17 protein-coding genes, 1 other RNA gene and 1 pseudogene are annotated in these 19651 nt (G+C 45.0%); 11 read left to right on the top strand and 8 right to left on the bottom strand.

What is annotated here, in order from left to right:
* Window positions 1–108 precede the first annotated feature (108 nt).
* Both AC6I7V_RS03025 and AC6I7V_RS03020 read right to left on the bottom strand, forming a co-directional pair.
* On the bottom strand, window positions 109–417 hold the full coding sequence (locus AC6I7V_RS03025) for an RnfH family protein (protein ID WP_255231320.1): 309 nt from the start codon (window positions 415–417) through the stop codon (window positions 109–111).
* A 2-nt stretch (window positions 418–419) separates the two neighbouring features.
* A complete protein-coding gene (locus AC6I7V_RS03020) occupies window positions 420–848 on the bottom strand; it encodes an SRPBCC family protein (RefSeq protein ID WP_255231321.1) in 429 nt (142 codons plus the stop codon).
* Between the two features lie 118 nt (window positions 849–966).
* On the opposite strand from AC6I7V_RS03020, the gene smpB reads away from it, so the two are divergent.
* From smpB to AC6I7V_RS02990, 6 genes and pseudogenes are all read left to right on the top strand, one after another.
* Window positions 967–1452 (top strand): SsrA-binding protein SmpB, encoded by a 486-nt coding sequence (gene smpB, locus AC6I7V_RS03015; protein ID WP_032551363.1) that lies wholly within the window; start codon window positions 967–969, stop codon window positions 1450–1452.
* A gap of 67 nt (window positions 1453–1519) precedes the next feature.
* Window positions 1520–1886: a transfer-messenger RNA gene (ssrA, locus tag AC6I7V_RS03010) on the top strand.
* Window positions 1887–1983: 97 nt separating this feature from the next.
* Window positions 1984–2514, top strand: coding sequence for a DUF6538 domain-containing protein (locus AC6I7V_RS03005; RefSeq protein WP_498011307.1), 531 nt, complete (start codon window positions 1984–1986; stop codon window positions 2512–2514).
* A gap of 81 nt (window positions 2515–2595) precedes the next feature.
* Window positions 2596–2745 (top strand): annotated as a pseudogene (locus tag AC6I7V_RS03000) (IS3 family transposase); the annotation flags it as partial.
* A 322-nt stretch (window positions 2746–3067) separates the two neighbouring features.
* Window positions 3068–3316, top strand: coding sequence for a type II toxin-antitoxin system antitoxin HipB (gene hipB, locus AC6I7V_RS02995; RefSeq protein WP_102385596.1), 249 nt, complete (start codon window positions 3068–3070; stop codon window positions 3314–3316).
* Window positions 3316–4617 (top strand): type II toxin-antitoxin system HipA family toxin, encoded by a 1302-nt coding sequence (locus AC6I7V_RS02990; protein ID WP_498011306.1) that lies wholly within the window; start codon window positions 3316–3318, stop codon window positions 4615–4617. Before hipB ends, AC6I7V_RS02990 begins: the two co-directional genes overlap by 1 nt.
* 236 nt (window positions 4618–4853) lie before the next feature.
* Here the strand turns inward: AC6I7V_RS02990 and AC6I7V_RS02985 are convergent, their stop codons facing one another.
* A complete protein-coding gene (locus tag AC6I7V_RS02985; protein WP_498011305.1) occupies window positions 4854–6737 on the bottom strand; it encodes an ATP-dependent zinc protease family protein in 1884 nt (627 codons plus the stop codon).
* A 414-nt stretch (window positions 6738–7151) separates the two neighbouring features.
* Here AC6I7V_RS02985 and AC6I7V_RS02980 point away from each other — a divergent pair, with 414 nt between their 5' ends.
* Complete coding sequence (locus AC6I7V_RS02980; protein WP_498011304.1) at window positions 7152–7565, top strand: hypothetical protein; 414 nt, start codon at window positions 7152–7154, stop codon at window positions 7563–7565.
* A 309-nt stretch (window positions 7566–7874) separates the two neighbouring features.
* The gene (locus AC6I7V_RS02975) at window positions 7875–8339 is read left to right on the top strand and encodes a copper chaperone PCu(A)C (RefSeq protein WP_498011303.1); all 465 of its coding nucleotides are present in this window, start codon (window positions 7875–7877) and stop codon (window positions 8337–8339) included.
* Between the two features lie 78 nt (window positions 8340–8417).
* Here AC6I7V_RS02975 and AC6I7V_RS02970 read toward each other — a convergent pair whose 3' ends face one another.
* Window positions 8418–9119 (bottom strand): DUF429 domain-containing protein, encoded by a 702-nt coding sequence (locus AC6I7V_RS02970; protein WP_498011302.1) that lies wholly within the window; start codon window positions 9117–9119, stop codon window positions 8418–8420.
* 10 nt (window positions 9120–9129) lie between these two features.
* Entirely contained in the window at window positions 9130–10842 is a 1713-nt protein-coding gene (locus tag AC6I7V_RS02965) for a class I SAM-dependent methyltransferase (RefSeq protein WP_498011301.1), read from the bottom strand.
* A gap of 301 nt (window positions 10843–11143) precedes the next feature.
* Between AC6I7V_RS02965 and AC6I7V_RS02960 the strand changes: the two genes are divergently transcribed.
* The 3 genes from AC6I7V_RS02960 to AC6I7V_RS02950 all read left to right on the top strand — a co-directional run bounded on the left by AC6I7V_RS02960 (window position 11144) and on the right by AC6I7V_RS02950 (window position 15269).
* Window positions 11144–11911: a 1-acylglycerol-3-phosphate O-acyltransferase gene (locus AC6I7V_RS02960; RefSeq protein WP_498011300.1), complete on the top strand. Its 768-nt coding sequence runs from the start codon at window positions 11144–11146 to the stop codon at window positions 11909–11911.
* A gap of 141 nt (window positions 11912–12052) precedes the next feature.
* Window positions 12053–13402, top strand: coding sequence for an MBL fold metallo-hydrolase (locus tag AC6I7V_RS02955; RefSeq protein WP_498011299.1), 1350 nt, complete (start codon window positions 12053–12055; stop codon window positions 13400–13402).
* Between the two features lie 319 nt (window positions 13403–13721).
* On the top strand, window positions 13722–15269 hold the full coding sequence (locus tag AC6I7V_RS02950; protein ID WP_498011298.1) for an alanine/glycine:cation symporter family protein: 1548 nt from the start codon (window positions 13722–13724) through the stop codon (window positions 15267–15269).
* Window positions 15270–15390: 121 nt separating this feature from the next.
* Here AC6I7V_RS02950 and AC6I7V_RS02945 read toward each other — a convergent pair whose 3' ends face one another.
* The 3 genes from AC6I7V_RS02945 to guaA form a co-directional block, all read right to left on the bottom strand.
* Window positions 15391–15984, bottom strand: a complete 594-nt coding sequence (locus AC6I7V_RS02945) for an acetate uptake transporter (protein WP_032551341.1) — start codon at window positions 15982–15984, stop codon at window positions 15391–15393.
* Between the two features lie 179 nt (window positions 15985–16163).
* Entirely contained in the window at window positions 16164–17456 is a 1293-nt protein-coding gene (gene ltrA, locus AC6I7V_RS02940) for a group II intron reverse transcriptase/maturase (protein ID WP_498011627.1), read from the bottom strand.
* A 639-nt stretch (window positions 17457–18095) separates the two neighbouring features.
* Complete coding sequence (guaA, locus tag AC6I7V_RS02935; protein ID WP_255231356.1) at window positions 18096–19649, bottom strand: glutamine-hydrolyzing GMP synthase; 1554 nt, start codon at window positions 19647–19649, stop codon at window positions 18096–18098.
* Between the last annotated feature and the right edge of the window lie 2 nt (window positions 19650–19651).

Raw genomic sequence — 19651 nt, 5'->3', positions numbered from 1 at the left:
TCGCGGCCTACGGCCGCTCGAAAAAGAGAACCCCACTTCAAAAAGTGGGGTTCGTCAGCAATCTGAAGCCTGCAACTGCAGGCTTTTTGCTATGTAGCGTATAACGACTTACTTAGCCGCAGCCGCTTTTGCTTGCTCAGCACGCTTACGACGAATCTCTTTTGGATCAGCCAGCAGTGCTCGGTAAATCTCAATACGGTCTTTATCGCGAACCGTAGCGTCGAGCTTCACATTACGGCTGTACACACCGACCTTATTCTTAGATAAGTCGATCTCAGGATAAAGCTCAAGTACACCAGATTGGCCGATGATCTCTTCTACCGTCGCGTTCTTGTTCACCACCAGTGTAAATACACGCTGCTCATGTGGCAGAGCGTAAACCACTTCAACGTGGATCATATCTGATTCAATGCTCATGCTTAGTACACCTGCTTCGCACGCTGAGTAAATGCGTTCACCATATTGCTGGTGAGCTCATTGAAGATCTTGCCAAAAGCCATTTCAATCATGCGACTCGAAAATTCAAACTCAAGCTTGAGTTCTACTTTGCACGCTTGGTCATCCAAAGGAGTAAAGTACCAACCGCCCTGCAATTTCTTAAATGGGCCGTCTACCAGCTCCATTAAAATCTCTGCACCTTCTGCGAGGCGATTCGATGTTGTAAATGTTTTGCTAATACCAGCTTTCGATACGTCAACCGAAGCCACCATTGCTGAATCTGAAGATTCGATCACACGAGAACCAGAACAACCCGGCAAAAACTCAGGATAACGAGCAACATCATTGACCAAGTCAAACATCTGGCCAGCACTAAATGATACTAATGCTGAACGAGTAACCTTTGGCATATAGACTCCTGTTAAAGACAGCGTTACATTAAACGAACCACAATTTTAATGGTATTGAGCCAGAGCGCAAATAAAAAGGATTCCCCATCTTTCGCGCAATCCGTATAATGAGGCCATTATGGCAAAGAAAAAATCAAAATCAAAAGCGGGTAGTAATACCATTGCGCTAAATAAGAAAGCTCGCCACGAATATTTCATCGACGATGAGATTGAAGCGGGGCTTGAGCTACAAGGCTGGGAAGTAAAATCCCTACGTGAAGGCAAAACGAACATCGCAGAAAGCTACGTCTACATCCGAGACGGTGAAGCATTCATCAGTGGTATGACTATCACGCCACTAACACAAGCAAGTACGCACATTGTCGCGAACCCAACACGTGTCCGTAAACTCCTAATGTCGAGAAAAGAGCTCGACAACTTATTCGGTCGTATTAACCGTGAAGGCATGACGCTAGTTGCAACGTCGCTATACTGGTCTCGCTCTTGGGCTAAGATCAAAATTGGCGTAGCAAAAGGTAAAAAGCTGCACGACAAACGTACTGATATGAAAGAAAAAGATTGGGCTCGCGATAAAGCACGAATTATGAAGAGTAATTTGCGTTAATCTTGAGCACTTGAACTGCACAGCGCTAGACAGGCATAGCTTTTCTGGTACTATGCAAGAACACTTTGGGGCTGATTTAGGATTCGACAGGAATTTTGCAGTCTGAGGTGCATGCCGTGGGGCGGTTGGCCACGTAAAAAGCCGCAAAAAAATAGTCGCAAACGACGAAAACTACGCACTAGCAGCTTAATAACCTGCTCAGAGCTCTCTCGCCCTAGCTTCCGCACGTAAGACGGGGAATAACGAGAGATCAAACCCAAACGCGCTAGCCCGGATTTTCCCACCTGAGAGATGAACGGCGAATTATAATTCAGGTTAGCCTTTAACTAGCGTGTCGGTTCGCAGGTTACTGGTGAATTTAAAGATCGACTAAGCATGTAGTACCAAGGATGAATGGTTTCTGGACGCGGGTTCAACTCCCGCCAGCTCCACCAAACGTTTGGAAAGGGCGATAAGTTACTGACTTATCGCCCTTTTTGTATTTTCAACACTTGGATTTAGGCTGTTTGTACTAAGTTTTGGTACTAAAACATGCGCTATCTACAGATATCAAAAGGCGGAATTTGGCAATTTCGTTACCAAGTGCCACCTGACCATCGTCACCTCTTTAGTGACCGCCGTGAGATCAAACGCTCACTAAAGACTTCAGATAAAGCTGAAGCCACTATTATGGCTCTTGAGCTTGAAATTCAGGTTCGCAAGACTATCTTGACGCCAGCGGCAGCAACATCACTCGATAAGCACTCTTCCACACCTACCATTTCGCAACCATCAACAAACGAAGTATCGTGTTATGACGCGGTAGAACGCTTTTGTAAGTACAAAGCAGAGCACATCTCATCGAAGGTAGTAACGATGTTAGAAGCTAAGTGCAAAATTGCTCTCGGGCTTATTGGCAAGTATCAATTGACAGCAATTCGATGTTCTGATGCTGAGGCGGTGGCATCACTCCTACGCAACTACCTGACCAACCTCAAAAAGCACAAACAATTTAAAGGTCTATCAGGTCATGAAGCCATCGAGTTAAATAAAAGCATGGGGCTACCAACACTAAGTGAGTAATCCGTACAGGACTACTGCCAAAAATTATCTGAGTTCTTCGAATGGTGTCAATTGAACGAACTCACTGACGTAAACCCATTCAAAGCGATCCAATATGAGTCGATGACGACGAGGGATCAGATGCGCCAAACGATCTTCGAGTACATAGAGGTTGATTATAATCGGACGAGAAGGCACAGTGCTCTTGGGTATCTAAGCCCAGTTAACTTTGAACAGCAAAATGTCGCTTAATGTAGTGTCCAGTCTTGCTGGAGCAGATCATCCAGATAAGAGCGTCTCCCTCAAACAAGAAAAACTACTAGAATTTAGTAGTCCTATGGCCAATACCAGTATTAAACATATAACTCAGTATTTCATTAGATATTGCTGCTCCTCAGCTTCTAATGCCCCTAAAATTACTCAATATCCCCAGAAAGGGATAAACCCTTTCTAATCCCTTAGTGGGGATAACATAGACTTTATCCTCTTGTGGGGATATACTTTCACCTATCCTCACTAAGGGATAATTAAATATCTTGAAGGTGCACCTTAATTCTATAGAGAACTGGAACAAATGATATATAGTCCAAAACAATTAGCAGATATGATGCTACTGATACGTCAGAAGAATGGATGGACACAGTCAGAACTAGCAAAAAAAGTCGGCATCAAGCAAGCTACAATCTCGAACTTCGAAAACAACCCTAACAAAACAACACTTGCTACCTTCTTTAAGCTTGCCCAGGCAATGGATCTAACATTGAGTATCCAAGAGAAATCACAGGTAGCTTCGTTAAATGAAAATGATGATGAGAGCTGGTAATGCAGAAGCTAATCGCATACATGAATGGTGAACTTATTGGTACTCTAGAGAAACATAAGAATGGTGCTCACACTTTTCAATATGATAAAAACTGGTTAACCAATGCGGTAACTCGACCACTATCATTGTCTTTAAAACTTCAATTACCAGCTATCACTTCCGATGCAGTTATAAACTATTTTGACAATCTCTTGCCAGACAGCCCTCAAGTCAGAGATAGAATAGTTGCAAGGTACAAGGCGTCATCCAAACAACCATTTGATCTCCTAAAAGAAATAGGAAAAGACAGTGTTGGTGCGATTGCTTTACTTCCTCCAGACCTCCCCTATAAAAAAGAGCCACTTAGCTACGAAGTCCTTGATGACAAAAAACTAGAAACTGTTCTTTCTGCATACAAGTCTGATATTCCGCTCGGAATGCTCGAAGAAGAAGAAGACTTTAGAATCTCCGTGGCAGGTGCTCAAGAGAAAACGGCTCTCCTATTCGTTGATGAGCAATGGTGTATACCGAAAGGAAACACCCCCACCACTCACATCATCAAACTGCCAATAGGCGAAATACAACAAGCCAACGCGACCCTAGATCTCAAAGACAGCGTAGAAAACGAGTACCTTTGTATTGAGTTAGCTAGAGCTCTGGGGTTTGCAGTTCCCAACGTCAAAATAATCCAAACAGACAACATTAAAGCTTTAGCTGTAGAGCGCTTTGATAGACGCTGGACAAAAGACAAAGCAGGCTTGCTACGCTTACCTCAGGAAGATATCTGCCAAGTATTTGGTATGCCCTCATCCATTAAGTACGAATCTCAAGGTGGCCCTGGCATAGCTCAGATCATGGAGTTATTAATGGGGTCAAGTAATGCTCTAGAAGATCGATATAACTTCATGAGGTTCCAAGTATTTCAATGGCTCATTGGCGCGACAGATGGACATGCAAAAAACTTTTCTATCTATATTGATAAAGGAGGCAGCTACAGACTCACTCCATTCTACGATATTTTGTCAGCCTACCCACTACTGGGAGGAAAAGGGCTCAATATCAGAAAGCTTAAGGTGGCGATGGGATTGAAAGCAACAAAGGGCAAGAAGTATGAAATCAGTAAAATCCTGCCTCGTCACTTTTTGGATACAGCTAAAGCTGTAAACTTTAATCAAGACACGATGCAAGAGATAATTGATGAAATGAAAGATGCCTTACCTAAGGCGATGTTACAGGTAAGTGCTACATTGCCTAAAGGATTTCCTGAGCATATCGTGGGCTCAATTTTTGAGAATACTCAGAAAATAGTTAAGAAGATTTAGCTATATCAAACCAGAATCCTCAGGAAAATCAACATAAGCGGACGCGGGTTCAATTCCTTTTTCAGTAGGAAATTGATGTAACATTCAATGTAACACTAAATTCAAACAATCGTTTTAACTTATTGAAGTTAAAACAAATGAGACAGCCATTCAACTCCCGACAGCTCCACCAAACGTTTGGAAAGGGCCAACTCGCAAGAGTTGGCCCTTTTTGTTTGTCTGGAATCTAGTGCGGGTTACTTTTTCTTACCCAACACATAATCTTCGTCGCTACTCACAAGCGCGCCGTACTTCAAGAAGTTCTTACCTAAGATCATGCTGTACTCAAAGCGAGAGCGGTCTTGAAGGTTGACTTTCACCTTCTTCTTTAAATCACCGAGTTTGACTTCCATTTCCACCACCGGGCGAATATTTACCTTCTCCCCTTTCTTGGCTTTAATACGCATCACGTCTATGACGGGCTTAACAAAGTCTTGCTTATCGCCTTGCTTGTTTTGATACGTGAAGCTCACCATATCTTGTCCGTCTTGCTTGAAACGTTTGATGTTTATCGCGTTCATTGAACTCACATCGGCACCAGTATCTAGCTTGGCCGGGAATGTCATGCCGCTGACTTCGACGAACTCAACATGCCCTACTTTGAACAGAGGTTCCGCGTTCAAAAGATAGTCGGCACGGGTATTAATATACACACCCTCTTTAGCCATTTTTTTGCCTAAGATGAAGTAAGGCGCCTTTTCACTCATATCTAGCACATCTAGTGCAAACTCTCGTTCATGAGCTTTGCCAGAGACAACAAGATCAGCGCTGACGACTGGACGAACATCTTTGCCGACTCTTAACTGTTTAATCACCTTTTTAGACACTCTTTGCTGCTCACCGTTAGCGTCTATCAGGAAGAATTCAACCTTGGCATCATCACCCGCCCCCGTCATTTCATAGCTTTCCACTTTCAAAACTGGTGTGCTCACCGCAAATGAAGCAACAGCTTTGAGTGGGAAATTATCCAGCGTAATTTTCTCTTCTGGTGAAAGGATCAAAGGCTCGTCAGACTTCGTCGCCTCTTGGAAGCTCTCAGCACCTTGCGACAATAGATTTTCAGCATTGCTGTTGATCATAAAGTGCTCACTCGCAGTCATGGTGCCCACTCTTAGCTGAGAACCACTGCCTGAGCGATCACGCAGATACACTAAAATATTTCGCGTGGTGTCTTTATCTAATTCAACAGGGACATACACCAAAGGTCTTTGTTTACCACTTACGTTGAGCATACGAACCAGTGGTAAGCTCATCTCTTTTTTTTGACCATCGATACTGACGATATCAAAGGTCACTAGATTATTTTTCTTATCAATATCAATCTCTTCCGCATGCATATTGCTGTAGCGGTTTACAAGAGAGAAGCTCGCATTCATAGCAAAGCCATTAATGGTAACCACTTCTTTTCTGCCTACAACGGTCGCCTTTTCTTGCTCTTGTAAATAATCGTAACCTGCAAACACCAATGCATTTTCAGCTAAGAAGGTTTTGCCAATCAGAATAGGCGCAGAGAAGTGGCTTCTATCGGTGAGATTGACGTCTGTCTCCAGCTCTCTGCCGGCGATTTTGAGCGACATTTTTATGGTAGGACGAAGTATCGGCGTGCTGCTCGTACGACTACGGATCATACTGACGCGCTCTAAAGGTGCCTCGATCAGCACCATATCTCCCGTTCTAGGATTTTGAACCTTAAACGACACCTCTGTTTTAAAAGGTTCGAAAGTGCTGCCATCCCAATCACTGTATGCAACATCGCCGTTCTCCAGAACCTCTTCCGTTAACGCTAGCATCAGCTCTTGGTCTTTGAGATTTTCATAATCTGGATGGCTGCTGGTTACGTGAATATCTTCTGCGTGCATCGACGTAGTTTCGGCTCCCGTATCGATTTTACCGATAAAAGGAATATCACTGAGCCCTTCCGCGTTAGAGAGATAAACATTCTCAGTACGGCCTAGTACCGACTTACCATCAAGCTCGTAAGTTGGGTTTTGCGTTGTATGTGAAGCCTCAGTTGTGGCTATGGAATAGTGTGAAAAAACGAGTGTGCTTAATAGAGTTAAAGCCAAAGGTATCTTTTTCATTAGTTGTTCCGTTGTCATCAGTTCACTAATAATACTGACGTTTTTGCTCAGAGTTACCTCGTCAGCAGTAGTTCTCACATAACGTTTACGTGGTGGCTTTTTCAATGACAAATCGATGACTTAACAGGGTTTGAACTCATCAATTATTGACTTTTTAGCAGCGTATTTTCGCAACGTATCTAGATAAAATTCGAAACGATACATCATTAAGTTCATTGAAGGTAAGGCAGCCTTTTTAAACGAATCAACTAACAGTATAGAAGCTAAATGATTATTTCTTTTAAGTATTTATGTCACCATTTTATAAACTTAGCATTACAATACCTTAGTTTCTTTGGTAGTATCCGCGCCGAATCTAGTTAACTGAATGTTGCGATGCATATATCAAGAAATACGCAAATAAAACAAAAAGTAATGGCGATTTACGTCATTGCTGCTTTGCTGTTTCAGATATATTTGTTAGCCACGATGGCACTCAACCCATCACAAGTTAATAACAAAAACTGGCTGTCAGAAGCACAGGGAGAGAAGATTCTACTGTGTACAGCTGAAGGGTTTAAATGGGTCGATATTAGCGAACTCATCGAAGATAACGCGATGTCACCACTACCAATCGGTGAAATTCATGACCCACTCAAGTTTCAATGTCCTCTGCTAGAGATGTGCCAATTTTCTATCACCGTGATCGCAACGGTGCTAGCGGCATTGGCGGTTTGGTTATGCCGAATCGCGGCCTCATTCACGCCATATCACCACGTTCAAAGCTACCGTAAGATTTACCTCGCGCTAGCGCCTAAGCAATCTCCACCCACTACTTTCGTCGCGTAACTCGGCGATCTCGCCGTACACCCACGTCTAACAAACCGAGTTCACCGCCTTTTATTCGACTGGCGGGACGTATTTGCACACATTCATTCCGTTGTGCACTACAAAAACAAGAAAGGAAAGTCGATGTTCAACCCAATCCCAGCAACAAAAGCGCTTGTTTCTGCTCTTGTCTGCTTTGTCGGTTTGTGGTGGCGCTTCAAGCTCTGACCCATCAACGTCGGCAACTCAGCGAGTGCCACTATTGAATTTGGACTTGGGTATTAAGGTAACTTGACTTGGTAATCTATTATTAAAAAAAGAGAGACTATTATGAAAAAGCAGCTCAACACTTTGATTCTATTTATCGCGACGCTTGTTAGTGTCAACGTCGCGGCTCATGAGTACACCGCTGATAGCATTCAAATTGACCACCCTTGGAGTCGTGAAGCTCCACCGAATGCGACTGTGATTGGAGGCTTTTTCCAGCTAAAGAACATGGCGGCAGAGGATGACTTTTTGATCAGCGCATCAACCCCTATCGCAAGTCGTGTAGAGATTCACACTCATGAAATGTCAGACGGCATGATGAAGATGATCAAAATCGACAAGGTGCGTATTGGTAGCATGGAGACGGTGATGTTCAAGCCGGGCAGCTATCATCTAATGATCTTCAACCCAAACAAGTCTTACAAAAAAGGCGAACGCTTCCCAATGACGCTGCAATTTGAAAATGCAGGTACAGTAGAGGTGGAACTCGCGGTTGAAGAGAACGCACACATGCAACATCACCACTAATTATTAGTTCATAAATAAGCCCCTTGTGATTTTTACCACGAGGGGCTTTTAAGTTTTAGAGCGATGGTTATCCAAAAACTATGGCTGCCAGTAGACAATCTCGCGGGTTCGACCTTGCGGATCATTGTCTTCACTTTCAGGAAATGAGCTCAGTTGATCAGAATGCAAAGCGCACAGCATTAGAGCGAACGCGTCGATGAGATCATCAGGCGCGACTTTCGATTTTTTGGTGGTTGCTACTTGGTGCTTGAGCTTATCGATATGTTGAGGGAGATATCGCGCTAACAAACCGAGCCTTTGATGCTGGCCTTCAATGCTCTTTTTCGAATGCTCTAACGGCGCACCATTCAAAGTAGCAAACACCACCTCTGGGTGAGATTCTCGCAAATAGAGTTCAGGGTAAAAATTGAGTAACGCATCCACCTCGCGCACTTTTGGCAGGATATACCAAGCCTGTTTAGAGAGTTTACGCCCACACAACTCGAAGTTAATCTCACAAGCTTGAAGGTAGCTTTCAGCATAAGCCGCTTCACGACAAGGCACTGGGAACACCGAAGCTCCGCGAGTTCTCGTTAAGTATTTTCGAGCTGCTTTGTCACACAACCTATCGGGCGTTTCGGAATCACTAAAACCAATTGGGATATCGATTAGAGTATGAGCATCACGCAACTGTTCTGTTATCTCAGAGAGCTCAGCGACCACTTCAAGCTGCACCTCATCCTGCTGCCAACTCCAAACCACCCAACCCATTTTGCAGGCATCTATGCCGATGTGTTTCATGACTCTCTACCTAACTCCATTCATTGATTAACAGGCGACTCTTAACGCCACGAACCTGCAGTCCCATCGCATCAAATACCTCTTCAAAGTCGCGGCATTGAGGTGGGATGTTCGGCAAAGAGAGCGCTGCCTCAGAAAAGAATCGCTGCTTGGATAGCTCAGAGTGATCCCATGCCAATTGCCACCAATCCAAGATCCTCTGCTTTGATTTATGTAGCTTCTCCGCTGTAGGCACTTTGTCACTTTTTTTGAGGTTTTCGTTGGTTGTGGTTGGCAATAAATTCCATTTATCGTTGTTCGGCCAATAGGTAAACGGCAGACAGTGATCAACGTGATAGTCTTGCTTGAGTACAGTTCCACTCCACACGCTAATAATCTCAGTTTGTTCTTTGCGCAGTTGTTCAACACGCTTTCTGACATCTCGCGTATCGTGGTTGTGGTCAATCCACACCAAGCAGTCATGATAGGTTTGCAGTGAAATGTTGCGTTCACGGTTTGTCTCAAAACGCTGCATTTCCATCACCCACTGATTAACGACTAATGGTTCAATCCAAGAGTGGTAGATTCGAAAACACTCCCACAAACTCTCATCCAAAGTGAAGTAACCAAAACTGGCTAAGAAGTCACTGTCTATAACCAAAGAACTGAGTGACTTCCGACGTTGCGCTGGAGGCAGTATCTCGAACAGTTTGTTGTCTTTGGCTCCCTGGTAGATAAAAGTGACAGGCCCAGCTTTGATGGTACTTATGGTATGTGAGAACAGTTTCTGTAGCGCTTTCGCTTCTTCTCCTAAAAACATCGCACCAATCGCAAGATCGTCGGCACTCAAATGCTTGAGCTGATTCCAACCATCTTCTTTAACAAAACCGAGCCCCTTGGTGGTATTGCTGTTCTGCTGAATACCCGAGCCTGCAATGTCGATATCAATCAACCTTTTAAACTGCCTTACCCAGTACAGAGCTACCAGTCCTACTGGAAGCAGTATTTTTCCTTCACTTCTATCAATCACCGCTCCTGAGTGAGCATCAGCAATGCGTAATAGTGTTCGCAACAAGGCCAGTTTGTAAGTCGCTGACTTGTTGTCGTTAACGATTATATGGCGCACTTTGTTGAGATCACCGGAACCATCATCAGGCAAGATCATAACAACGGTCTGCCACCAAACCTCACTTCGATTGAGTTTGTCTTTACTCTCGTCAATATGTCGGACTTGTAAGGCACTATTTTTTGCCAGCTGTTCGAGCTCTTGAACAGAAACCGAATAGCCTTGTCGTTGGTCGTCGAACTCACCATGTCGAAGACTGATAATCAAGCGGCCATTAGGTGCAAGTAGATTAGAGAGTTTACGAAAGGCTCGTTCACGGTAGCTGCTTGGAAGATGCATCCAAACCGCACTCACCAAGATAAGATCAAAACGCATCCCGAGATTTTCAGTTCGACTCAATGCAGGAAGTGTATCATTAATCCAAGTAACCTCTACCCCAGTGTATTCTGCTCCTAACTCGCGAAGAGCATTACTCGGTTCGACAGCTATCACCTCACAACCTTGTTGTTGCATCCAACGAGCATCACGCCCGCTACCAGCGCCAACATCAAGCACTTTATCGCCCGCTAGAGGCCAATAAGGCTTCCAACTGTGGTGTACAGATTCAAACGATACCGAGTTGTACTGATGACTTAAGGTAAGCGCATTGTGGTGATAGAAATCGATAGTAGAAGACATACTCGGCCGGTTGTTGTGAGTTCTAACTCAATGATAAGTCGATGATTAATAGATTTCTATCTAGAGATGCTGTTGTTACTGTTTTTTCCTCAGCATGATCGCTTTCTTTGATCCCAATATCACTCTAGCCAGTGAACACGTGTGTGCTGATACCCTAGATTCTTGGCTGCGGTTTTATATACATCTCTCACTCTTGATGTCTGCCGCTCTCAAAATGTTGCAACTTGGTTAAATAGAACTGAAGCTCTAATCTTCTTCAACGGTTTGAATACTGCCAATGTGCAGTGGAAAGGAGTCGGCTGTGCTTACTGTTCTTCGTCTTATTTTGGCTACGGTGTTTGTGGTTACCACGACACTGAGTGCGCTTGTTTTCTGTCTGTTTAGCCCTAAAAACCCTAAGCATGTGTATTTCTTCTGTCGCTGGTTCAATCAACTGCAAAAGATCCTTGGCCTTACAATTATTCAGCGCGGGTTAGAAAACGCGCCAACGCCGAAAAACAGCGTGTACATTTCGAATCACCAGAGTGTATTTGATTTCGTCACCGATCCGGGAATGCTAAGGCCGCGCACCGTATCACTGGGTAAACGCGATCTACTGTGGATTCCATTCTTTGGTGTTTTGTATTGGATCACGGGGAACATCTTGATCAATCGTGAAGACAAATCCAAAGCCAGAGACACGATTAAACAAGTGGCTGAGGCGATTCATCAAAGAGACCTTTCGGTATGGGTTTACCCAGAAGGTACTCGTAGCAAAGGCCGTGGGCTCTTGCCTTTTAAAACCGGTGCATTCCGAATGGCAATTGAAGCAGGCGTGCCTATTACCCCAATGTGTACCAGTACCACTCACAACAAGATTGATTTGAATCGCGCCAACAACGGTATAGTGATCACTGAAATGCTCGAACCTATCGATGTGTCGGATTACGAACTGGGTGATGCCAGAGCCCTTGCTGATCATTGCCACGCTTTAATGGCGGAAAAAATCGCCCAGCTTGATGCAGAAGTCGCGCGCTTAGAGGCTGAAGCCAGTCCAAAGCTCGGTACACATAAAAGTTCGACCCAATAGCAGAGTCATATCTCGCGACAGTTGGGCTGAGTGAAGGCTCAATTACATTTTATCGCTCACGGCCTCGCAACTCTCGTCGCTGCTATTTTCTTTGCCCGTCCCGATTAGCACAATTGAGGTTGGCTTTAATAGGAGCGACGAATGCAGGTTATTCATCACGGTGGTAAACATACAGTTACGGGCTCTTGCCATGAGCTAAGAGTAGAAGACCAAGCAATACTGATTGATTGTGGTCTGTTTCAAGGTGCAGATACTCGCCCATTAGACGTTGAGTTTGAGACTCAGCATCTAAACGCTTTGTTGCTGACCCATAGCCATATTGATCATATTGGTCGCATTCCATGGCTGCTAGCGACTGGCTTTAATCAGCCCATCATATGTACCAAAGCGACGGCCGCTATTGCGCCACTAATGATTGAAGATGGCTTGAAACTGCAAGGCGTTAGCCACAGTCAACGAAAGCAAATCCTCAAAAGAATTCACTCACTAATACAGCCCCAAGCCTATCATCAGTGGTTTCCAATTCCACGGGTTCCTCATCTCAACAAGCAAAAGGATCATAGTAGGCCAAATACTCTTTATGCTCGTTTTCAACCCGCGGGGCACATACTTGGTTCGGCTTATATTGACGTTAAATTGCCCAGTGAAGAGGTCGTGGTGTTTTCTGGGGACCTTGGCCCAAGTAACACTCCTCTACTGCCAGACCCTGTGTCACCTGAACGAGCCGACTATCTGTTTATTGAATCGACCTACGGTGCGAGCAATCATTCCAATATCGCTGAGCGTGCAGAAACCCTAAACCGCATTATTGACCACTCACTAGAAAATGGTGGCGCAATCCTTATTCCCGCCTTTAGTGTTGGAAGGACACAAGAGTTGCTGTTTGATATTGAACAGATGATCGAGCAACGCTCTCTGAGTCGCCAACTGCCCATCATTCTTGACTCGCCAATGGCACACAAGATCACCCGCTCCTATCGTCAATTTAAAGAACTATGGGGAGAGGAAGCGAAACAGAGATTAGCAGGACACCGCAATCCATTGGCGTTCGAGCAGTGCATTACGATTAATGATCACCGTACCCACAAAAAGCTGGTCAACAGGCTGAAATCAACAGCAGAGCCTGCGATCGTTATCGCGGCATCGGGGATGTGTCAGGGGGGACGAATTATGAATTACCTATCGGCACTGCTGCCCGATAAGAGAACGGATGTGATTCTAGCGGGTTACCAAGCGCACGGAACATTAGGTCGCGCGTTGCAGCAAAGGGTTGAGTCTGTAGAGATCGACCAAGCTCATATTCCGGTGAATGCACAAATTCATACCATGTCGGGCTATTCGGCTCACGCGGGTCAAAGCGATCTCATGCGCTTTATCGAGGGCATCACTCCCCCATCAAAATCTATCCATTTGATTCACGGTGAACCAAAAGCTCAAACCGCCTTTGCCAAACGACTTGAAGAGCGTGGGTTTAGCGTGTCAGCTGACTAATTTAAGACGAAACGAGTATCACAGTGGCAAATTCGTTTCACCGACTCTACGATAGCTAACTCCATGATCAACTGTAGTTTTTAAGCAAACGACCAATGAAAAGCATCCATGAAATATAACTAGATATGCAATAAAATGCATCTGTATGTCGAATGGCGAACGGAAAAATAGAACTTATCGTTAACAAAAGCCCTCAATAACATGCGATATATCACACTATTAAGCTTATATAGACAAATAATTTAACAAGAGCATTACATGTGAAGTATTGTGTTGTACGAAAAACAATCATAAGTACAACCAACAGGGAAAAATACTCATGCAGTCATTCGTTGATTTTTTGAATGGAATAATCTGGAGTCCGGTACTGATTTACTTGTGTCTAGGCGCAGGTTTGTTCTACTCCATAATGACCCGATTTGTTCAAGTTCGTCACTTTTTTGAAATGTGGCGTTTGTTGTTATCTGGCAAAAGCTCAAGTAAAGGTATCTCATCTTTTCAAGCACTTGCTGTTTCGCTTTCTGGCCGTGTAGGTACAGGTAATATTGCTGGTGTTGCTGCGGCAATCGGTTTTGGTGGTCCTGGTGCGGTATTCTGGATGTGGGTTGTTGCCTTCTTTGGCGCGGCAACGGCGTTTGCAGAATCGACACTGGCTCAAATCTATAAAGAAGAAGATGAAGGCGAGTTCCGTGGTGGTCCAGCTTACTACATCGAAAAAGCGATGGGTCAGAAATGGTACGCGTGGATCTTCGCTATCGCGACAATCTTTGCTTGTGGTGTTCTACTACCAGGCGTGCAGTCAAACAGCATCGGTAATGCGGTAGAAGCAGCGTTTGGCACAGGCGACATGATCGAAACAGCTATCGGTACGTTCAGTTTTGCTAAAGTTTTCACTGGTACTGTTATTGCGATCATCCTAGCGTTCATCATCTTCGGTGGTGTTAAGCGTATTGCGAACTTCACGCAAATCGTGGTTCCTTTCATGGCGCTAGCTTACATCGTGATTGCTTTCGTTATCATCCTTCTAAACATTGGTGAAGTGCCACGCATCTTCGGTATGATTATTGGTGATGCATTTACGCCTATGGCGGGTGTTGGTGCTGCTATCGGTTGGGGTGTTAAGCGTGGTGTTTACTCTAACGAAGCAGGTCAAGGTACTGGTCCTCACGCGGCAGCGGCTGCAAGCGTTGATCACCCTGCACAACAAGGTCTGGTTCAATCTTTCTCTATCTACATCGATACGCTACTAGTATGTTCAGCAACTGCGTTCATGATTCTTATCACTGGTGCATACAACGTACACGGTGGTGCGGAAGGCGCATTCCTAGTACAGAACCTAGCTGCAGATATTGGCGCGAACGGCCCTGTATTTACACAGCTTGCAATCGAAAGTGCTCTACCAGGCGTTGGTAAGCCATTCATTGCGTTCGCTCTGTTCTTCTTCGCGTTCACGACTATTCTTGCTTACTACTACATTGCAGAAACGAACATCGCGTACCTACGTCGTACGATTAAGATTCCAGGTATGATGTTTGCTCTGAAAGCGGTTCTTATCACTGCGGTATTCTACGGTACAGTGAAAACCGCCAACCTTGCATGGGCAATGGGTGATGTGGGTGTAGGTCTGATGGCTTGGCTAAATATTGTCGGTATTCTGATTATCTTCTTCATGTCTAAGCCAGCTCTGAAAGCGCTGAAAGACTACGAAGAGCAACAGAAGAAAGGCGTGACTGAGTACACATTCAACCCAGTTAAACTTGGCATTAAAGGTGCAACTTACTGGGAAGGTAAATACAAGCGTGTAACAGGTAAATCACCTGAAGCTGAAACAGCTGACAGCAAACCAGTTGAACAGCCATCTGCGTAGGTAAACGCCTAAGCTGGATAGATGCTGTAAGGTCTATTCAGAGATAATAAAAAACGGGTTAGCCATGTCGGCTAACCCGTTTTGTTTTCCTGTCTCTTAAGCCTGTTCCCAAAAACCGGTCTTAAGCTGCGATCTCTTGCGTTGCAACTTGCGGTGCTTTCTTCTCACCGATTGGCAATACTGTGCGACCGTATTCGTTGTTGATCACTTGAGCCATTGCAAAGTAGATAGCAGAAGCGCCACAGAAGATACCTTCAAAACCAGCGATGGTGCCGATTAGTTCGCTACCCGTGAAGTCACGCGCTGCTAGTAGGAAGAATAGAATCGTTAGAGAGCCGAAGACCACTTGCTTCGCGACTGGGTAGCATAGAGAGCCGATGAACATGAAGCCTGTGAATACGCCCCATAGCAGTAGGTACCAACCCATAAAGCTTGCTGGGCTTGCTGGTAGGCCCATGTAAGGCATTACGATCAGACCAACCAGTGTCAACCAAAATAGACCGTAAGAAGTAAACGCTGTCGTACCGAACGTGTCACCACGCTTAAAGCACATAGTGCCGACAATCACTTGGCTCAAACCACCGTAGAAAATACCCATCGCTAGGATCATCGAGTCAATCGGGAAGAAACCTGCGTTGTGAATATTAAGAAGAATGGTGGTCATACCGAAACCCATTAAGCCAAGTGGCGCTGGGTTAGCTAGTTTGGTCGACATTGCGAATTTACCTTTATCAAATAGGGGTTAAACAAAACCAATAAAAATTATAATAAAATTTTAATCTATAAACCGTATTTGAGGTAATCCAGTTATCGAAAACTTAGGTTGAGTAAATGATCATTCTGGCGATTGGCTTCAAAAATCGAGTAGGAGGAGGCCTCACGGCCTCCGTCCTCTCACACCACCGTACAAGCGTAGGTCGCATACGGCGGTTCCGAATATATTTTCAGTGACTCATACCCGTCTCGTAACGAGTATAATTCCATCTCATTGAACCATTTAACTGGCATGGCGTGATTCACCTGAGGCGTTAACGTCAGATGCCACCAACCTTTATCTGACATCGCTAGCTTCCACGCATTGCGCTCTGTTACACCTTGTCGCTGTAACCATGTCGCTATGCTGTATCTGCGTTTGCGCTGCTTCAGTCGGTAGCATCTTAATCGACGCCGTATCCATTCGTCTAAACGCTGCATCGCGCTCTTACGCAGGGCGAGCTTGAAGTAGTGCTGCCAACCTCGTAGGTATTGGGTTAACTCGGTGATTATTACCGATAACTCTCGACCTCGATTTCGCTTCGTTATTCTCCGCACTCGCTTCTTCATTTGAGCTTGTGCCGATTTTGATATCAGGATGGTTCCGTCTCTCTTGAAGCTATGGCTTAAATAAGCTCGCTCCGTCACTCTTGTTGCTGCACTTTTCTCACGATTTACCGTGAGCTTTAGCTTCTGCTCCAAGAACCCCGTTATCGACTCTTTGACTCGATGGGCGGCTTCCTCACTACGAACGTAGATTTGGCAGTCATCTGCATATCGACAGAACTTATGCCCTCTACGCTCTAACTCTTTATCCAGTTCATCTAATACGATATTGGAGAGTAACGGAGATAATGGACCACCCTGTGGTGTTCCTCGTTGTCTTCGTTCAACTAACCCATCTCGCATTAAGCCTGCCTGTAGATATGCCCTGATTAGCTTTAATACTCGTTTATCACTAATGTCCTTAGATAACCTGTGCATCAGCCTATCATGGTTCACTGTGTCGAAGTATTTCGCTAGATCGATATCCACTACATAACCTCGACCCTCTCTGATGTAACGGCTTGCGGTCACTAATGCATAATGCGCACTGCGGTTTGGCCTGAACCCATAACTGCTGGCGGAGAACTTAGGCTCATAGATATCAGTCAGCACCGATGTAATTGCCTGTTGAACAACCCTATCAAGCACCGTGGGGATGCCTAGTTGCCTTACACCACCATTAGGTTTAGGGATTTCTGCACCAAGGACTGGTTGAGGTTGATAGCTTCCGTCCAGAAGACTCTGCCGGAGCTCTTGCCCATTTGAAGCTTGTCGAAGTTTACAGATAGTCGCTTCGATATCGAGTCTATCGACACCTGCACAACCCTTATTCTTCTTCACGCGTCGAAGAGCATGGTTCAAATTCACTGGAGAGCAGATTTGCTCCATCAGCGGAGTTGGGGTCACCAAGACTCGTCCTCCTTTCTACGCCGATCATGCTTGTCATTCTTCGTGACCATGAGCTCTACTTGCGGCATTGCCCATTGGGACGTAGAGATGTTTTCCATCTTGCTATGACTCCACATCATTGAGTAAATAGTGACTGCTTCTTGATATATTCAGTTCAGGCCTTCCTTTGAGTTGTACTTCCTCAAAGTACTATGCCTTCTGCTGACTTCTCATTGCCCATCACACAACATCACTGCTGTATTAGTCTCAACTGAGACAAGCAATAAGATCTCCCGAGGTAAGACGTTGCTCTTTCCCTTGGTCGTGCCTGATTTACCTATACACACTTCCCGTCGAGGCATTGGGCTATTCTATCTATTGCTAGGTTACCCAAGTTGTACAGGCCTACTATCAGATTTCTGTTCGTCACAACCAAGTTTTGCCATTTGCTTCCTTCAGATTTCACCTCACGGCGAACACCCTTGCATAGGCTAACGGTTCTCGCTCGACTGAGCCCGTAGAGGACTTTCACCTCCTAGATCAACGCCATGCTCGGCGCACAAACAAAAAGCCCCGAACTGAGTTCGAGGCTTCTAGAATCTAAGACAAATTTGTCTCGATTACATCAACAGAGAGAGATTATTCCCACTCGATTGTTGCTGGTGGCTTACCAGAGATGTCGTAAACAACACGTGAAATGCCGTCAACTTCGTTGATAATACGGTTAGAAACCTTACCTAGGAAATCGTATGGCAGGTGTGCCCAGTGAGCGGTCATGAAGTCGATCGTTTCTACAGCACGTAGAGACACAACCCAATCGTACTTACGGCCATCGCCCATTACACCAACAGAGCGTACTGGTAGGAATACCGTGAACGCTTGAGATACTTTGTGGTAAAGGTCAGCAGCGTGAAGCTCTTCAATGAAGATAGCATCAGCGCGACGTAGCAAGTCACAGTACTCTTTCTTGATTTCGCCAAGAACACGAACACCTAGACCTGGACCTGGGAATGGGTGGCGGTAGAGCATGTTGTATGGAAGACCTAGCTCTAGACCGATCTTACGAACTTCATCTTTAAACAGCTCACGTAGAGGCTCAACAAGCCCCATTTCCATATCGTCTGGAAGACCACCAACGTTGTGGTGAGACTTGATGACGTGCGCTTTACCCGTCTTAGATGCCGCAGACTCGATTACGTCTGGGTAGATAGTACCCTGAGCCAGCCATTTAGCATTCTTCAGTTTCTTAGACTCTTCATCGAAGATATCTACGAATACGTGACCGATGATCTTACGCTTCGCTTCAGGATCGTTCTCGCCTTTAAGCGCTTCTAGGAAACGGTCTTCAGCGTTAACGTGGATGATGTTTAGACCAAACTTGTTGCCGAACATATCCATAACTTGCTCAGCTTCGTTGAGACGAAGTAGGCCGTTATCTACGAATACACACGTTAGTTTGTCACCGATAGCACGGTGCGCAAGCATCGCAACGACTGATGAATCAACACCACCAGAAAGACCAAGGATAACTTCGTCGTCACCTACTTGTTCTTTAATGCGTGCAACTGCATCTTCAATGATTGAAGCAGAAGTCCAAAGGCCTTCACAACCACATACATTAAGAACGAAGTTTTCTAGCATTTTCATGCCGTTCTTAGTGTGTGTTACTTCTGGGTGGAATTGAACGCCGTAGTATTTTTTCTCTTCGTTCGCCATTGCTGCGTAAGGACAAGTGTCTGTTTCACCTGTTTTAACGAAGTCAGTTGGGATTTCTACTACTTTGTCACCGTGGCTCATCCAAACATCTTGAGATGCTTCTAGATCAGCAAACAGTGCAGATTCACCTGTTACTTGTACTGCTGCGTAGCCGAACTCACGCTCAGTAGACGTTGCTACTTTACCGCCAAGTTGCTCAGCCATAGTTTGCATGCCGTAGCAGATACCGAATACAGGAACACCTGAATCAAATACATATTGAGGTGCACGTGGAGAGTTCTCTTCCGTTACACTTTCAGGGCCACCAGAAAGGATGATGCCGTCTGGGTTGAATTCACGAATATCCGCTTCTTCTACGTCCCAGCTCCAAAGTTCACAGTAAACACCGATTTCACGAATACGACGAGCAACTAGCTGCGTGTATTGAGAGCCGAAATCTAGAATTAGAATACGTTGGTCATGAATATTTTTAGTCATTG

Source organism: Vibrio sp. KUL70 (assembly GCF_059725515.1).
The sequence above is the reverse complement of the archived record's forward strand: the minus strand, read 5'-3'. Positions and strand labels throughout refer to the sequence as shown.

Bases quoted from the DNA above. Each gene is read 5' to 3' on its own strand.
- AC6I7V_RS02945 (WP_032551341.1), bottom strand. From the start codon at position 15,984: ATGTCGACCAAACTAGCTAACCCAGCGCCACTTGGCTTAATGGGTTTC.
- AC6I7V_RS02950 (WP_498011298.1), top strand. From the start codon at position 13,722: ATGCAGTCATTCGTTGATTTTTTGAATGGAATAATCTGGAGTCCGGTA.
- AC6I7V_RS02965 (WP_498011301.1), bottom strand. From the start codon at position 10,842: ATGTCTTCTACTATCGATTTCTATCACCACAATGCGCTTACCTTAAGT.
- AC6I7V_RS02975 (WP_498011303.1), top strand. From the start codon at position 7,875: ATGAAAAAGCAGCTCAACACTTTGATTCTATTTATCGCGACGCTTGTT.
- guaA (WP_255231356.1), bottom strand. From the start codon at position 19,649: ATGACTAAAAATATTCATGACCAACGTATTCTAATTCTAGATTTCGGC.
- hipB (WP_102385596.1), top strand. From the start codon at position 3,068: ATGATATATAGTCCAAAACAATTAGCAGATATGATGCTACTGATACGT.
- AC6I7V_RS02980 (WP_498011304.1), top strand. From the start codon at position 7,152: ATGGCGATTTACGTCATTGCTGCTTTGCTGTTTCAGATATATTTGTTA.
- AC6I7V_RS02970 (WP_498011302.1), bottom strand. From the start codon at position 9,119: ATGAAACACATCGGCATAGATGCCTGCAAAATGGGTTGGGTGGTTTGG.
- AC6I7V_RS02985 (WP_498011305.1), bottom strand. From the start codon at position 6,737: ATGAAAAAGATACCTTTGGCTTTAACTCTATTAAGCACACTCGTTTTT.
- AC6I7V_RS03020 (WP_255231321.1), bottom strand. From the start codon at position 848: ATGCCAAAGGTTACTCGTTCAGCATTAGTATCATTTAGTGCTGGCCAG.
- smpB (WP_032551363.1), top strand. From the start codon at position 967: ATGGCAAAGAAAAAATCAAAATCAAAAGCGGGTAGTAATACCATTGCG.
- AC6I7V_RS03005 (WP_498011307.1), top strand. From the start codon at position 1,984: ATGCGCTATCTACAGATATCAAAAGGCGGAATTTGGCAATTTCGTTAC.
- ltrA (WP_498011627.1), bottom strand. From the start codon at position 17,456: ATGGAGCAAATCTGCTCTCCAGTGAATTTGAACCATGCTCTTCGACGC.
- AC6I7V_RS02955 (WP_498011299.1), top strand. From the start codon at position 12,053: ATGCAGGTTATTCATCACGGTGGTAAACATACAGTTACGGGCTCTTGC.
- AC6I7V_RS03025 (WP_255231320.1), bottom strand. From the start codon at position 417: ATGAGCATTGAATCAGATATGATCCACGTTGAAGTGGTTTACGCTCTG.
- AC6I7V_RS02990 (WP_498011306.1), top strand. From the start codon at position 3,316: ATGCAGAAGCTAATCGCATACATGAATGGTGAACTTATTGGTACTCTA.